At 71.8% G+C, this 15,047-nt stretch carries 11 protein-coding genes; all 11 read right to left on the bottom strand.

Features of this window, described 5'->3' with window-relative positions; genetic code table 11:
- Position 1: 1 nt before the first annotated feature.
- Positions 2 to 850: a TatD family hydrolase gene (locus AMK31_RS23880; protein ID WP_073942661.1), complete on the bottom strand. Its 849-nt coding sequence runs from the start codon at positions 848 to 850 to the stop codon at positions 2 to 4.
- A complete protein-coding gene (locus tag AMK31_RS23875) occupies positions 850 to 1,554 on the bottom strand; it encodes an EboA domain-containing protein (RefSeq protein ID WP_073942660.1) in 705 nt (234 codons plus the stop codon). Before AMK31_RS23875 ends, AMK31_RS23880 begins: the two co-directional genes overlap by 1 nt.
- Positions 1,551 to 2,444, bottom strand: coding sequence for a sugar phosphate isomerase/epimerase family protein (locus AMK31_RS23870; protein WP_073942659.1), 894 nt, complete (start codon positions 2,442 to 2,444; stop codon positions 1,551 to 1,553). Before AMK31_RS23870 ends, AMK31_RS23875 begins: the two co-directional genes overlap by 4 nt.
- Entirely contained in the window at positions 2,441 to 3,409 is a 969-nt protein-coding gene (locus tag AMK31_RS23865) for an SCO3242 family prenyltransferase (RefSeq protein WP_073942750.1), read from the bottom strand. Before AMK31_RS23865 ends, AMK31_RS23870 begins: the two co-directional genes overlap by 4 nt.
- A gap of 302 nt (positions 3,410 to 3,711) precedes the next feature.
- Entirely contained in the window at positions 3,712 to 4,878 is a 1,167-nt protein-coding gene (locus tag AMK31_RS23860) for an inositol-3-phosphate synthase (RefSeq protein ID WP_073942658.1), read from the bottom strand.
- 100 nt (positions 4,879 to 4,978) lie between these two features.
- The gene (locus tag AMK31_RS23855) at positions 4,979 to 8,701 is read right to left on the bottom strand and encodes a ThuA domain-containing protein (RefSeq protein WP_073942657.1); all 3,723 of its coding nucleotides are present in this window, start codon (positions 8,699 to 8,701) and stop codon (positions 4,979 to 4,981) included.
- Between the two features lie 263 nt (positions 8,702 to 8,964).
- Positions 8,965 to 9,963: a sugar phosphate isomerase/epimerase family protein gene (locus AMK31_RS23850; RefSeq protein WP_073942656.1), complete on the bottom strand. Its 999-nt coding sequence runs from the start codon at positions 9,961 to 9,963 to the stop codon at positions 8,965 to 8,967.
- A 15-nt stretch (positions 9,964 to 9,978) separates the two neighbouring features.
- Positions 9,979 to 11,193 (bottom strand): Gfo/Idh/MocA family protein, encoded by a 1,215-nt coding sequence (locus AMK31_RS23845; protein WP_073942655.1) that lies wholly within the window; start codon positions 11,191 to 11,193, stop codon positions 9,979 to 9,981.
- Between the two features lie 70 nt (positions 11,194 to 11,263).
- Positions 11,264 to 12,304: a substrate-binding domain-containing protein gene (locus tag AMK31_RS23840; RefSeq protein WP_073942654.1), complete on the bottom strand. Its 1,041-nt coding sequence runs from the start codon at positions 12,302 to 12,304 to the stop codon at positions 11,264 to 11,266.
- Positions 12,305 to 12,321: 17 nt separating this feature from the next.
- A complete protein-coding gene (locus AMK31_RS23835; RefSeq protein ID WP_073942653.1) occupies positions 12,322 to 13,341 on the bottom strand; it encodes an ABC transporter permease in 1,020 nt (339 codons plus the stop codon).
- Positions 13,338 to 14,855: a sugar ABC transporter ATP-binding protein gene (locus AMK31_RS23830; RefSeq protein ID WP_073942652.1), complete on the bottom strand. Its 1,518-nt coding sequence runs from the start codon at positions 14,853 to 14,855 to the stop codon at positions 13,338 to 13,340. The genes AMK31_RS23835 and AMK31_RS23830 overlap by 4 nt, the downstream gene beginning before the upstream one ends.
- Between the last annotated feature and the right edge of the window lie 192 nt (positions 14,856 to 15,047).

Raw genomic sequence — 15,047 nt, 5'->3', positions numbered from 1 at the left:
ATCACTCCCCGCCGCGCAGGATGGAGTTGCCCTCGTGGGTGGCGTCGGTCGTGCCCACGTCGAGGGTGAGCCGGCCGCTGAGCCCGTAGAAGGCGACGGGGTTGCGCCACAGCACCCGGTCGACGTCGTCCTCGCTGAAACCCTCGGCGAGCATCAGGTCGCCGACCTTGCGGGTCTTCAGCGGGTCGCTTCTCCCCCAGTCGGCGGCGGAGTTCACCAGGACCTGCTCGGGGCCGTGGGCGCGCAGCAGGGCGACCATCCGCTCCTCGTCCATCTTGGTGTCGGGATAGACGGAGAAACCGAGCCAGCAGCCGCTGTCCTTGGCCTCCTTGACGGTGGTCTCGTTGAGGTGGTCGAGCAGCACCCGCTCCGGGGGCAGGGCCGACTCGCGGACCACGTCGAGGGTGCGGCGCAGACCGGCGAGCTTGTCACGGTGCGGGGTGTGCACCAGGGCCGGCAGGCCGTGGTCGGCGGCGAGCTGGAACTGGGCGGCGAGGGCGGTGTCCTCGGCCGGCGTCATCGAGTCGTAGCCGATCTCGCCGACGGCGACCACCTGGTCCTTGACGAGATAGCGGGGCAGCTCGTCGAGGACGGGACGGCAGCGCGGGTCGTTGGCCTCCTTCGGGTTGAGGGCGATCGTGCAGTGGTGGGCGATGCCGTACTGGGCGGCGCGGTACGGCTCCCAGCCGAGGAGGGAGTCGAAGTAGTCGAGGAAGGAGGCGGGCGAGGTGCGGGGCTGGCCCAGCCAGAAGGACGGCTCCACGACGGCACGGACACCGGCCGCGTGCATGGCCTCGTAGTCGTCGGTGGTCCGGGAGGTCATGTGGATGTGGGGGTCGAAGATGCGCATCAGGACTCCTTGCCGTGGGGGACGTCCGGTCCGTGCGACGGGGTCTGGGGCACGCTCTCGGTCAGCGCCAGCACGCGGTGCAGGTCTGCCGGGACGGGGCGGCCCGCGGCGGTGCGTTCGGCGGCGTAGTCGCCGAGCATGCGGGCGAGTTCGCGGTCGGCGCGGGCGCGGTCCTCCAGGTCAGCAACCTCGTCGACGGGCACGCCGGTGAACAGGCACTTCAGGACGGCGTGGCGCCAGCTGTGGGCGTCGAGGTGGCGGGCGGCGTACGGGCCGACGGCGGCGGCCAGCAGCCGGGTGTCGTTGGTGCGCAGGGCGTCCTCGACGAGGGGCAGCGCCTCCGGGCCCGGGACCAGGTGGCTCAAGGCGTGCAGGACGGCGCGGCGTTCCGCGGCCGTGCCCTGTGTGTAGACGCGGCGCAGCGCGGCCGGGTCGGCGCGGGCGGCGTGCAGGATCAGCACCCGGGCGGCGTCGGCGTGCACGGCGCCGCACCGGCGGCCGGCCTCGGCGAGCCGCAGCTCCCACACCGAGATCGGGCCGTGCGTACCCGGATGCGCGGTGGCCTCGGCGAGGGCCTGGTCGAGCCAGGCGCGGGCGGCTCCGGACAGTTCGGCGGCGACGCGGGCGTGGAGGTCGTGCGGTGGGGTGCGGGCGAGGGTGGTGCCCGCGGTCGGACCGCCCGGGTCGGGCTGTGCGTGGGTCATGGGGTGCTCCCTTGTGGGGTTGGCGCCGCGTGACGGAGAAACGGGAGGGACAGGTCGGCGAAGTGCGGGCCCGCGTGCGAGTGGCGGGGCAGTTCGACGACGGTGAGCCCCTGGTAGCCGGTGGCGGCCAGGGCCGCGAGGACCGGCGGGAAGTCGATCTCGCCGTCGCCGAAGGGAAGGTGTTCGTGGACGCCTCGGCGCATGTCCTCGATCTGGACGTGGCGCAGCCAGGGTGCGGCGGCGCGGACGCAGTCGGCGGGAGGGAGGGGTTCGAGGCACTGGCAGTGGCCGATGTCCAGGGTGAGCCCGAGCGGTTCGGGGTCGCCCAGGAGGCGGCGCAGGTGGTGGAAGTCGGCGAGGGTGGCGAGGAGGTGGCCCGGTTCGGGTTCGACGGCGAGGGGGACGCCGGCGGTCGCGGCGGCGTCCAGGACGGTGGTGAGCCCGTCGGCGAGGCGCTTCCACGCCGAGTCCGGGTCGGTGCCGGGCGGGGTAATGCCGCTGAAGCAGTGCACGGCGTGCGCGCCGAGGTCGGCGGCGACACGCACCGCCCGCAGCAGCAGGTCGACGCGGCGGGCCCGGTCGTCGGGGTCGGGGTCCAGCAGCGAGGGTCCGTGCTTGCGGCGCGGGTCGAGAACGTAGCGGGCGCCGGTCTCGACGGTCACCGACAACCCCAGTGCCTGGAGGCGTTCCGCGACACGGCGGGTGCGGGTGGCGAGGTCGGGGGCGAGGGGGTCGAGGTGCATGTGGTCGAGGGTCAGACCGACACCGTCGTAGCCGAGGTCGGCGAGCAGGGCGAGGGCGTCGTCGAGGCGGAGGTCGGCGAGACCGTTGGTGCCGTAGCCGAAGCGGAGCGGCGACGGGGAGCCGGGGCCGGGCGCGTGCGGGCTCATGTGACGCTCACCTTCCTCGCGTACTTGCGTCCGATCGGGGCGAGCGCGGCGACGGCGAGGGCGGTGACGCGGGCTCCCGAGCGGGCGGCGAGCGCGGCCTGCAACGGGATGGTGGCGCGGATGCCGCCGCCGACGGCCCGTTGGGTGAGCGGAGGTGACGGGTTGAGGGCGGCGTGGAGATAGGGGCGGGCGACGGTCGCGGCGTAGGCGGCGCCGAGGGCGGTACGCAGGACGGACGCCGCACCGGTTCCGCCCAGCTGCCCGGGTGCGGTCGGACGGCTGGAGGCGGTCGGACGGCTGGAGGTGATCAGCCGGGTCAGCACGGCGGAGGTGGTGAGCGCGGCAAGGGGGACGAGAGGAGAACCGCCCTGCGTCTCCCGGCGGGAGACGGTGGTGACGGCGAGGGTGTGGGTGCCGAGGAGCGCGGCGGACGGGAGGGCGCTGCGGGTACCGCCACCGGTGGCGGCGGCCCCGAGGAGCAGGTCGAGGCCGCGGGCGGCGGCCATCGCGGCGGGCCCGGCCGGCGTGCGCTTCAGGACCAGGTCGTACGCCCAGACCGTGGTGGCGAGGGGCGCGGCCACGGCCAGCGCGGGGCGGCCGGCGCGGGCCGCGAGGGCGAGCCCGGCGCCGGTCAGGGCACAGGCCGCGGCGAGAGCCGCCACCGGTCGGACTCGGCCGGACGGGAGTGGCCGGTGCGGCCTGTCCCGAGCGTCCTCGGCCCGGTCCGCCCAGTCGTTCAGGGCCATGCCGGCCTCGTACAGGCACAGGGAGGAGCCGATGGCGAGCAGAGTGCGCGGGCCGGGGCGCACACCGGTCGCGGCGGCTCCCGCCAGGGCGTCGCCGGGGACGGTGAAGAGGGCGGGGAGACGGAGGAGTTCGGCCCAGGCGCGGGGGCGGGAGGGGGAAGGGGAGGGCGATGAGGCGGGGTGGGAAGTACCGGAGGCCGTGTCGGTGCGGGCGCCGATGACCGTGCCGGAGGCCGTGTCGGTGCCGAGCTCCGCCTCGGTGCCCGCATCGGTGCCGGTGGCGGTACCGGTGTCCGTGCCGGAGGCCGTGGCGGCGTCGCTGGCGGTGCCGGTGTCTATGCCGGTGCCGGTGCCGGTGACTACGCCGGTGCCGGTGTCGGTGTCGATATCACTGCCCGTGTCCCTGCCGGTGCCGGCGCCGGCGTCTGCGCCGCTGCCCACGGCGGTGCCGGTGCCCAACCCCCGCCGAATACCGCCGGTGTCCGAGGCAGCCGTTCCGGGCTCCCCAGGGCGGCGCGCGCTCACCGCTGCTCCCCGGAGGGATCCGTCGCGGTGTCCCGCGTGCCGCGCCTCAGCCGGTCCGCGAACGCGATCAGTGCCGCGTACTGCTCGCCCAGGGACGACGGCCCGTCGCCTACCGGGTCCTTGAAGTAGAAGCCCAGTTCGCCCAGAGGGCCGGACAGTCCCGCCTCGTGGGCGCGGGCGGTGAGCCGGGCCAGGTCCAGGACCAGGGGGGCGGCGAGGGCCGAGTCGCAGCCCTGCCAGATGGTCTGGAGGATCATGCGGGTGCCGAGGAAGCCGTCGAAGGCGATGTGGTCCCAGGCGGTCTTCCAGTCGCCGAGCGCGGGCACGTCGTCGATGTGGACCTCGCCCTCGGGGGCGGCGCCGAGCGTGTCGGCGAGGACGCGTTCCTTGCCGGCGTTCTTCGCCGCCGCCGCGGCCGGGTCGGCGAGTGCCGCGCCGTCGCCGCCGCCCAGGAGGTTGGTGCCGGACCAGGCCCGCACCGAGAGGGCCCGCTGGGCGAACATCGGCCCGAGCACCGACCGCAGCAGCGTCTGCCCGGTCTTTCCGTCGCGGCCCGCGTACGGGAGACCCGCGGCCTCGGCCTCGGCGGCGAGTCCCGGGTGGTGCAGTCCCGTGGAGGGGGTGAAGTTGACGTACGGACAGCCCGCGCGCACGGCCGCCGCCGCGTACAGGGAGCTGGTCGGCGGCTCGGCCGCGGTCGGGGCCGGTTCCGTCGAGGCGACGTTCACCACGACGGCCCGGGCCAGCCCGTTCCGGCGTTTGAAGTCTCGTATGTCGGAGGCGAAGACGGTGATCAGGTCCTCTGCGCTCCGGGTGTCACCGGTGTGTCCCGGAACCGGGCCGCCCGGCCGGATCTCGTGATCGGCGGCGGCCAGGTCGGCGGCGACGACGGCCGGCAGGCCCGGTGGCAGGACGCCGCCCGCCGCCAGGGCCTCGGCGCGTTTGGGCAGGGGGTAGTCCACGATGTCGTGGCCGCCGAAGACGAGTGACGACAGCGGCGGCAGGCCGCTGTCCTCGAAGGGTGGGGTCTCGGTGACCATGCCCGTGGGCGGGTGCAGGCCCGCCGTGACGGCGGCGCAGCCCGCGACGACGGTGGTGGCGACGGAACCGCGGGCTCCGATCAGCCAGACGCCGACGCGCGGCTGGGAAACGGACGCGGACATGGGCAGCCTCCTTGTCCCCAAGTGATGGCCGGATGTCGTCCCCCGTGGCGGTGGCCGGGAGACGGCGGGCGGGGGTCCGGCGTCCCCCGCCCGCCGCCGTTCAGTCGCCCGTGACGGGCAGTTCCCTCAGCTGGATGTTCCGGAAGGAGACCTGGTCGTCGGCGCCGTGGTTCTGCAGGCCGATGTGACCGTCGGTCAGGCTCCGCTGCGGGTCCTTGTTGGTGAAGTCGTTGATCTTGACTCCGTTGAGGAACACCTGGAGGCGTTCGCCCTGGACCTTGATCTCGTAGGAGTTCCACTGGCCGGGCGGCCGCAGGACCTGGTCACGGGCCTTGATGTTCGCCGACTTGAACGAGTAGACGGAGCCCGTGGTGCGGTCGGGGGCGTCCGTGGCGTCGATCTGGATCTCGTAGCCCTTGTTCACCGCGGACCAGGGGTCGTCGGAGGCCGGGAAGCCCACGAAGATCCCGGAGTTGTCGTCGCCCTGCATCTTCCAGTCGAGCTTGAGCGAGTACGACTTCAGCTCCTTGGCCTGGTACCAGAGCAGGCCCATGCCGCCCTCGGTCTCCAGGGTTCCGTCCTTGACGTTGAACTTGCCGGGGCCGGCCTGCTTCCAGCCGTCCAGGGTCTGGCCGTTGAAGATCTCGCGGTAGCCCTTGCCCGGCTTGCAGTCGGCCTTGACCTGCCCGGTGGCGTACTGGAGACCGCCGAGCAGATGGGCCCGGAAGGCCTCCTCGGCGTAGGACTCCTTGGTGTGGCCGCCGCCGGTGTAGAAGGAGCGGCCGCCGCCGTAGCTCTGGCACCAGGCGATCGGGTGGTCGCCCTTCATGGTGCCGCCCTGGTAGGTGGTCTCGTCGAGGGTGGCGAGGACCTTGGCCTGCTCGCGCGGGTTGGTGCGGTAGTTGTACCACTCGTCGGTGCGCTGCCAGGCGTCGTCCAGGTGCGCGGTGGACGGGTGGTCGTGGTCCTCGACGCGTACGGTGGCCTGCTGGATGGCCGGGTGCGAAGTGAAGTAGGCGCCGACGAGGCCGCCGTAGAACTCCCAGTCGTACTCGGTGTCGGCCGCGGCGTGGATGCCCATGTAGCCGCCGCCGCCCGCCACGTAGTCCTCGAAGGCCTTCTGCTGCTCGGCGTCGAGCACGTCGCCGGTGGTGGACAGGAAGGCCACCGCGTCGTACTTGGCGAGGTTGGTGGTGGTGAACTGCCGGGCCTCCTCGGTGGCGTCGACCGTGATGCCGGCGGGGGCTCCGAGTTCCTTCAGGGCGGCGATGCCGGCCGGGATGGAGTCGTGGCGGAAGCCGGCGGTCTTCGAGAAGACCAGGACCTTCTTGCCGCCCTTGAACGGCTCCTTGGAGAACTCGAAGTCGTCCACGTCGAACAGCGCGCCCTCGCCGCCCTTGAAGACCAGGTAGATGTCCGTGGTCTTCTTCGGCAGCGACCGCAGCGGCACGTCGACGTTCTGGAACGTCTCCCAGCCGCCGGTCGGCGGGATGTACGCCGATCCGTGCAGCGGGCCCTCGGGTGAGCCGGTGCGCAGCTCGACGAAGCCGCCCGCGCCGCCGGAGGAGACCCGCACGGTCATCTTCTTCTGCCCGTCGAACCGGTAGGGGGTGAAGGAGATCCAGTCACCGTCGTGCACGTCCCCGACGGTTCTGCCGCCGTTGGCGCCGGTCTTGTCGATGACCGACACGCCCGACTGGGTGGAGAAGTGCTCGCCCTGGCGGTGCAGCGGCTGGAGCACGGTGCGGGCGGTGCCGGTCAGCGCCTCCTGGCCGTTCGCCCCGCCGTCGGTGTAGCTGGCGCCGACGACGCCGTAGATGTTGGCGTTGGGGTCGTGGCCGCCGTCACCGGCGGGCGGCTTCAGGGTGCCCTCGCAGCCCATCTCGCTGGTCAGCTCGTGGGCGTGGGAGTCGTGGCCGAGGCTGTAGGCGACCTTGACCTTGGAGCAGTCAATCGTCTCCTCGGGGTCGGTGACGGTCACCTTGAACGGAACCGGCTGGCCGAAGGCGGCCAGGCTTCCGTTGCCCGGGACGTCGATCCGCACCTTGGGCTCGGTGTTGCCGACCACGATCCGGACGCTGGCGTTGCCGGTGTTGCCCTCGGGGTCCTTGGCGGTGAAGGTGGCGCTGTAGGTGCCGACCTTCTTGTAGCGGTGGGTGGGGTTGAGGCCCTCGCCCTTGGCGCCGTCGCCGAAGTCCCAGCTGTAGGTGAGGTCGGTGGAGTCAGCGTCCTTGGCGGAGCCGGTGAACGTCACCTTCAGGCCGGCCGCTCCGGACGACCTGTCGGCGCTGACCTCGGCGATCGGGGAGAAGCCGTCCTCGGCGTTCTCGATCCGGTACAGCGCGGAGTGCTCGTCGCCCTGGAACCAGGAGACGCCGTAGTCGAGGACGTAGAGGGCGCCGTCGGGGCCGAACTCCATGTCCATGATCTGGGTGCCGGTCCACGGGAAGTCGTTGATCTTCGCGACGGAGCCGTCCGCGTTCTGCTCGATCCGCTTGATCCAGCGGCGGCCGAACTCACCCGCGAAGAAGTCGCCGTCGTACGCCTCGGGGAACTTCACGCTGGAGTCGAGGTCGGGGTCGTAGCGGTAGACCGGGCCGGCCATCGGGGACTCGGAGCCGGTGCCGAACTCCGGCACGGAGCCGCCGTCGTACGGGATCCAGGCGGCCTGCGCGGGCGGCAGGTCGGTCAGGCCCGTGTTGTGCGGGGAGGTGTTCTTCGGGGCGGCGCAGTCGAACTTCTCGCCGGACTCCTTGGTGGCGAAGTCGTAGTCGCGGTAGGCGTCGTTGTCGCCGGTGCAGAACGGCCAGCCGAAGTTGGCCGCCTTGGTCACCTTGGCGAACTCGACCTGTCCCGCCGGGCCCCGGTTCGGGTCGGCGGCGCCCGCGTCGGGGCCGTAGTCACCGACGTAGACGATGCCGGTCTTGTCGTCGACGCTCATTCGGAACGGGTTGCGGAAGCCCATCGCGTAGATCTCGGGGCGGGTCTTCTCCGTGCCCGGGGCGAAGAGGTTGCCCTCCGGGATGGTGTACGAGCCGTCCTCGGCGACCTTGATGCGCAGGATCTTGCCGCGCAGGTCGTTGGTGTTGCCGGAGCTGCGGCGGGCGTCGAAGGCCGGGTTGCGGTTGGGCCGGTCGTCGATCGGCGTGTAGCCGTCGGAGGCGAAGGGGTTGGTGTCGTCGCCGGTCGACAGGTAGAGGTTGCCGTCCGCGTCGAAGTCGATGTCGCCGCCGACGTGGCAGCAGGTGCCGCGGGAGGCCGCGACGTCGATGACCTTCTTCTCGCTGGCCAGGTTCAGCGTGCCGTTGGCGTTCAGGGTGAAGCGGGAGAGGCGGTTGACGCCGTCGAACTTCTTGAAGTCGTCGGCGGTGCCGGTCTCCGGGGCGTCGCCCGCGGGGGTGTCGAGCGGCGGGGCGTAGTAGAGGTAGATCGCCCGGTTGTTCTCGAAGTCCGGGTCGATGCCGACGCCTTGGAGGCCCTCCTCGTCGTGGCTGTAGACGTCGAGCTTGCCGGCGATCTTGGTGACGCCGCCCTGGTCGGTGAGGCGCAGGGTGCCGTCGCGTGAGGTGTGCAGGACGCTGCGGTCCGGGAGCACGGCGAGCGACATGGGCTCGCCCATCTCGGGTTCGCCCTTGGCGAGGGGTACCTGCTGGAACTGCCCCTCGGCGGCGGCCGTTTCGTCGTGTTCCGGGTGGCCGGGGTGGGCGCCGGCGACGGTGGCCGGGGTGCCCACGGCCAGGAGCAGGCCGGTGAACAGGGCGAGGGTGGTGCGAAGCCTGGGCCGCCTGGGAGTGCGGGTGCTTCCGAGTCTGGTTCTGTGCACGAAGTCCCTCCGGGAACGGGGTGGGCCGTACGGGATGGGTGCGAAGACGTGCGGTGCGGGCGCCGGGGTGCGCCGTCACCCCGGAGGTGCGTGTGTCCTGAACACTTCAAGGACGGTAACCGGGTCCGTCCGGCGCGAACACCCCTTGCGCCAGGATCGGTTGAACTTTCTCCCATCACAGGACAAAGCGGTATCCGGGCAGGTCGGAGAGGGGACCGGCGGTTCCTCCGGTCCCCGGCCCCGACCTGCTGTGGGGCGCCGGGTCAGCTGTTGAACGCGGCGTCGAAGGACGCGCTGGGCGGCTCGAAGTCGTACGCCTTGAGCCGGGTCAGTGCCTCCGGGGCGCCCTGGAGCCGGTCCATGCCGGCGTCCTCCCACTCGACCGAGACCGGGCCGGCGTAGTCGATGGAGCGCAGCATCCGGAAGACGTCCTCCCAGGGCACGTCGCCGTGCCCGGCCGACACGAAGTCCCAGCCGCGGCGGGGGTCGCCCCAGGGCAGGTGGGAGCCGAGGCGGCCGTTGCGGCCGTCGAGGCGCCTGCGGGCCTCCTTGCAGTCGACGTGGTAGATCCGGTCGCGGAAGTCCCACAGGAAGCCGACCGGGTCGAGGTCCTGCCACACGAAGTGGGAGGGGTCGAAGTTGAGGCCGAAGGCCGGTCGACGGTCGACCGCGTCCAGCGTGCGTACAGTCGTCCAGTAATCGTATGCGATCTCACTGGGGTGGACCTCGTGCGCGAACCGCACGCCCTCCGCGTCGAAGACGTCGAGGATCGGGTTCCACCGCTCGGCGAAGTCCTCGTAGCCGCGCTCGATCATCGACTCGGGGGCGGGCGGGAACATGGCGACCAGGTGCCAGATCGCGGAGCCGGTGAACCCGATGACGGTGTCGACGCCGAAGGCGGCCGCGGCGCGGGCGGTGTCCTTCATACGGTCCGCCGCACGCCGCCGCACCCCTTCCGGGTCGCCGTCGCCCCAGACGTCGGCGGGCAGGATCGCCTGGTGGCGTTCGTCGATGATGGCGTCGCAGACCGCCTGGCCGACCAGGTGGTTGGAGACGGCCCAGCATTTCAGCCCGTACTTGTCGAGCAGCTGGTGCCGGGAGGCGACGTACGACGGGTCGGCGAGCGCCTTGTCGACCTCGAAGTGGTCCCCCCAGCAGGCGAGTTCCAGGCCGTCGTAGCCGAAGTCGCGGGCGAGGCGGCAGACCTCCTCAAGTGGGAGGTCGGCCCACTGGCCGGTGAAGAGCGTGAACCTGCGCGGCATACCGCTGTCTCCTCCTCAGGCTGCTATCGGCGTGTAGACGGAGTTCTTCTCGGCGCTCTCCTCCACCGCGGCGAGCACGCGCTGCACCTGCAGTCCGTCGGCGAAGGAGGGTTCGGGGCGGCGGCCCTCGGCGACCGCGTGGACCAGGTCGCGGGCCTGGTGGACGAAGGTGTGCTCGTAGCCGAGGCCATGGCCCGGCGGCCACCAGGCGTCCAGGTAGGGGTGGTCGGGTTCGGTGACGAGGATGCGGCGGAAGCCGGCGTGCGTACCGGGCTCGGTCGCGTCGTGGTACCAGAGCTCGTTCAGCCGTTCCAGGTCGAAGGCGAGCGAGCCGTGTTCGCCGTTGAGTTCGAGACGCAGGGCGTTCTTGCGGCCGGTGGCGTACCGGGTGGCCTCGAAGGAGGCGAGGGCGCCGGAGGCGAACCGGCCGGTGAACAGGGCGGCGTCGTCGACGGTGACGGTTCCGGTGCCGTTCGACGAGACGGCGGCCAGGCCCGAAGTGGGTCCGCCGGGCAGCGGCCGCTGCCGTACGAACGTCTCGGTGAGCGCGGAGACCCCGGCCAGCGGCTCGCCCGCCAGGTACTGGGCGAGGTCGACGATGTGCGCACCGAGGTCACCGAGCGAGCCGGAGCCCGCCAGCTCCTTGCGCAGCCGCCAGGTGAGCGGGAACTCGGGGTCGACCAGCCAGTCCTGGAGGTACGTCACCCTCACGTGCCGCAGGGTGCCGAGGCGGCCCTCGGCGACCATCCGCCGGGCCAGCGCGGTGGCGGGGACACGGCGGTAGTTGAAGCCGACCATCGCCAGCTGTCCGCGCCCGTACGCGGCTTCCGCGGCCGTGGCCATCACCTCGGCCTCCTCGACGGTGTTCGCGAGGGGCTTCTCGCACAGCACGTGCTTGCCGGCGGCGAGCGCGGCGAGCGCGATCTCGGCGTGGCTGTCGCCGGGGGTGCAGATGTCGACGAGGTCGACGTCGTCCCGGGCGATCAGCGCCCGCCAGTCCGTCTCGGCCGCGGCCCAGCCGTGCCGGTCGGCCGCCGCGCGCACCGCGTCCGCGTCCCGGCCGCAGATCGCGGCCATGACCGGGCGCCGGGGCAGGTCGAAGACGCGGCCCGCGGTGCGCCAGCCCTGGGAGTGGGCGGCGCCCATGAAGGCGTATCCGACCATGCCGATGCGCAGCGGGGGCTTGTCGGCCCCGGGCTCCGGCGCTGCTGACTGCTCCGGCTCTTGCATGCAGATGTCCTCCTCGTCTGGTGGGCCGCCGGGGCGGCCCGTGCCGTGCGCGGTGGGGGGTGCGGACGGCTCACTCGAAGCCGGTGGGCATGTACTGGTCGACGTTCGTCTTGTCGACGACGGCCGAGTAGAGCGTGATGGACGCCGGGATCTCGAACTCGGCGAGGCCTCCGACGCCCTTGCCCTGGCCGAGGGCGCGGGCGAGGTCGATCGCGGACGCGGCCATGGTGGGCGGGTAGAGGACGGTCGCCTTGAGGACGCCGTCGTCCTGCTTGATGGCCTGGAAGGCGGAGAGCGCGCCGGCACCGCCGACCATCAGGAAGCCGTCGCGGCCGGCCTGTTCGATGGCGCGCAGCGCGCCCACGCCCTGGTCGTCGTCGTGGTTCCACAGGGCGTCGAACTCGGACTGCGCCTGGAGCAGCTGGGCCATCTTGGCCTGCCCGGACTCGACGGTGAAGTCGGCGGCCTGGCGGGCCACCTTCTTGATGTTGGGGTAGTTCTTCAGGGCGTCGTCGAAGCCCTGGGTGCGCTGCTTGGTCAGTTCGAGGTTGTCCAGGCCGGCGAGTTCGATGACGCGGGCGTTCGGCTTGTCCTTGAGTTTCTCGCCGATGTAGTGCCCGGCGTTGAGGCCCATGCCGTAGTTGTCGCCGCCGATCCAGCAGCGGTAGGCCTGCGGGGTGTTGAAGACCCGGTCGAGGTTGACGACGGGGATGCCCGCGCGCATCGCCTTGAGGCCGACCTGGGTGAGGGCCTTGCCGTCGGCGGGCAGGACGACCAGGACGTCGACCTTCTTGTTGATCAGGGTTTCGATCTGCCCGATCTGCGCGGCGGTGTCGTTGGAGCCCTCGGTGATCTCCAGGGTGACGTCCTGGTACTTCTCGGCGCGGCTCTTGGCGTTCTCGTTGATGGCGTTGAGCCAGCCGTGGTCGGCCTGCGGGCCGGCGAAGCCGATGGTGACCGGCTTGCCCGGCTTGTCGTCGGCGGCGGGCTGGTCGCCCGCCGCGGGCTCGTCGTCCTTCTTCTCGTTACTCGTGCAACCCGCGAGAAGGGCACCGGCGGAGACGGCGGCGGTCCCGAAGAGCAGTCCTCTGCGACTGGTGAGGTGCGACATGGTGGTGAACCCTTTCCTCAGGTCGTGCTTGCGGTACGGCGCTGGACCAGCACGGCGGCGACGATGATCGCGCCCTTGGCGATCTGCTGGACGTCGCTCTGCAGGTTGTTCAGGGCGAAGATGTTGGTGATCGTGGTGAAGATCAGGACGCCGAGCACGGAGCCGGTGATGGTGCCGCGGCCGCCGCTGAGGAGGGTGCCGCCGATGATCGCGGCGGCGATGGCGTCGAGTTCGTAGAGGTTGCCGTTGGTGTTCTGACCGGAGCCGGACAGGATGATCAGCAGGAAGGCGGCGATGCCGCAGCACAGCCCGGACAGCAGGTAGAGGTAGAGCCGCTGGCGGCGGACGTCGATGCCGGCCAGCCGGGCGGCCTCCGCGTTGCCGCCGACGGCCACCGTGCGGCGGCCGAAGGTGGTGCGGTTCAGCACCAGCCAGCCGACCACGGTGACGGCGGCGAAGACGAGGACGAGCGGCGGTATACCGAATACGTACGCGTCGCGTTCGCCGAGATCCAGGATCCCGTCGACCGTGACGATCTGCGTCTTGCCGTCGGTGATCTGCAGGGCGAGGCCGCGCGCGGAGGCCAGCATGGCGAGGGTGGCGATGAACGGGACCATCCCGCCGTAGGCGATCAGCAGTCCGTTGACCAGTCCGCAGCCGACACCGACGAGCACCGCGGTGAACAGGATCCCGCCGAAGCCGTACTCCTGGGTGGCGACCGTGGTCGCCCACACCGAGGCGAGGGCGACGATCGCGCCGACGGACAGGTCGATGCCGCCGGAGGTGATCACGAAGGTCATGCCGACGGTGACGACGCCGATCACCGAGGCCTGGGTGAGGACGAGTTGCAGGTTGCGGGTGTCCAGGAACTCGTCGGGCTTGGTGATGCCGCCGATGAGGACCAGTGCGGCCAGCACGCCCAGCAGGGAGAGGGTGCGCACGTCGGCGCGGAACACGAGGGTGCGCCAGGCGGGGCGGGGGGCGGCCGGCGGCGCCTTGTCGGTGGCGCCCCGCGGCGGGGAGACGGGCTGCGTCATGACGCCGGGCTTCCTTCCATCACGAGGTCGAGTACGCGGTGTTCGTCGAGTTCGGCGGCGGGCGCGGTGTGGACGACCCGGCCCTCGCGCAGCACCAGGACACGGTCGGCGAGGCCCAGCACCTCGGGGACCTCGCTGGAGACGAGGAGCACCGCGAGGCCTTCGTCCGCCAGTCGACGGACGACCGCATACAGTTCGGCGCGGGCGCCGACGTCGACACCACGCGTGGGTTCGTCGAGCAGCAGCACCCGGCAGCCGCGCAGCAGCCAGCGCGCCAGGACGGCCTTCTGCTGGTTTCCGCCGGAGAGGGTGCGGACCGGTACGGCGGGGTTGTCGGGGCGGAGCGACAGCTCGCGGGTCGCGGCGCGGGCCGCGGCGAGCTCGGCGCCCCGGTCGATCCAGCCGATCCGGGAGAAGCGGGACAGGGAGGAGACCGAGACGTTGCGGGTGACGGACTCCAGCATCAGCAGGGCCTGCGCCTTGCGTTCCTCGGGGGCGAGACCGAGGCCGGCGCGGACGGCGGCTCGTACACTGCCGACTTTCAACGGTCGACCGTCGACCAGCACCTGACCGGATACCGGCTTCCGTGCACCGTATACAGTCTCCAGTATTTCGGATCGCCCGGAGCCGACCAGCCCGGCCAGCCCCACGATCTCCCCCGCGTGCACGGTCAGATCCAGCGGCGCGAACTCCCCCTCCCGCGCCAGCCCCCGCACCTCCAGCACGGGCCGTCCCCGCTCCCGGACCGCGGGCCGCTCCGGGAAGACGTACTCCACGTTCCGGCCCGTCATCAGCGCCACGACGTCACGCGTCGGAGTCGTCTTCGCGGGCAGTCCGCCCGCCACCGCCCGCCCGTCCTTGAGGACGGTCACCCGGTCACCGATGCGGCGGATCTCCTCCAGCCGGTGCGAGATGTAGACCACCGCCACGCCGTCCGCGGTCAGATCGCCGACGATCCGGAACAGGTTGTCCACCTCGTCCGGGTCGAGCGCGGCGGACGGCTCGTCCATCACGATCAGCCGTACGTCGTGGGAGAGCGCCCGCGCCATGGACACGATCTGCTGCTGCGCCGCCGACAACTCCCCCACCAGCCGCGCCGGGTCGATCTCCGGATGCCCGAGCCGCCTCAGGAGCGCGGCGGTCGAGGCTCGCGCCGTTCCGCGCCGTACGACGAAGCCGGCGGTCGTGGGCTCGTGGCCGAGGTGGACGTTCTCGGCCACCGACAGGTGTTCCACCAGGTCGAGTTCCTGGTAGATGGTGGCGATGCCGAGCCGCATGGCGGCGATCGGCGAGCGCAGGGTGACGGGTTCGCCGCGCCAGCGGATCGTGCCGCCGTCGGGCTGGTGGGCGCCGGCGAGGACCTTGATGAGGGTGGACTTGCCGGCCCCGTTCTGGCCGAGCAGGCAGTGCACTTCACCGGCCAGGACGTCGAGGTCGACGCCGTCCAGGGCCCGGACTCCGGGGAACGACTTGGTGATGCCGGACATGCTGAGCAGCGGTGGTTCTGGTGCCATGTGGGTTCCCCTCGGCGGGCGTGCGGGCCGGTGTCAGGGCGGTTCCGTCAGCGGAACAAACGTTTTTGTGGCAGGGCGGAGCGACGGTGCGGGTACTGGGGTGCGGTACTCGGGGGGCCGTACGGACGTGACAGAGGTGCGTACTGCTTAGGTGCGTACTGCTGGGGCTGAGCCGTTCGGTGACGCTGACGC

This window comes from Streptomyces sp. TSRI0107 (genome assembly GCF_001905845.1).
Taxonomy (GTDB): domain Bacteria; phylum Actinomycetota; class Actinomycetes; order Streptomycetales; family Streptomycetaceae; genus Streptomyces.
The sequence above is the reverse complement of the archived record's forward strand: the minus strand, read 5'-3'. Positions and strand labels throughout refer to the sequence as shown.